The 620-nt window shown below is 65.3% G+C and carries 1 protein-coding gene; it reads left to right on the top strand.

Going from position 1 to position 620, the window contains the following annotated elements:
- Positions 1–620 (top strand): AMP-binding protein (locus tag Q8X51_RS32155; protein WP_407694947.1); only part of this gene is annotated, 620 nt, incomplete at both ends.

The following is a 620-nucleotide window of genomic DNA, read 5'->3' on the forward strand; positions in this document are numbered from 1 at the left end:
CCGTTGGTGGCGCACATCATCGCTACCGGCGAGCGTTATGAAACATCGCCGGCCGATTGCGAACTGCACTTCATGTCGTTCGCCTTCGACGGCTCCCACGAAGGCTGGATGCACCCGCTGATCAACGGCGCCAGCGTGCTGGTCCGTGACGATAGCCTGTGGTTGCCCGAGTACACCTACGCGCAGATGCACCGTCACAACGTGACCATGGCGGTGTTCCCGCCGGTGTACCTGCAACAACTGGCCGAGCATGCCGAGCGCGACGGTAATCCACCGAAGGTGCGTGTGTACTGCTTTGGCGGCGATGCGGTGGCGCAAGCCAGCTACGACCTGGCCTGGCGCGCGCTCAAGCCGACCTACCTGTTCAACGGCTACGGCCCGACCGAAACCGTGGTCACGCCGTTGCTGTGGAAAGCGCGCAAGGGCGACCCCTGCGGCGCCGTCTATGCACCGATTGGTACGCTATTGGGCAACCGCAGCGGCTACGTGCTGGACGCGCAACTCAACCTGCAACCCATCGGCGTCGCCGGTGAGTTGTACCTGGGCGGCGAGGGCGTGGCCCGCGGTTACCTGGAACGCCCGGCACTGACCGCCGAACGCTTCGTGCCGGACCCGTTCGG

This window comes from Pseudomonas sp. Yb2C2 (genome assembly GCF_052112325.1).
Lineage (GTDB): Bacteria > Pseudomonadota > Gammaproteobacteria > Pseudomonadales > Pseudomonadaceae > Aquipseudomonas > Aquipseudomonas marginalis.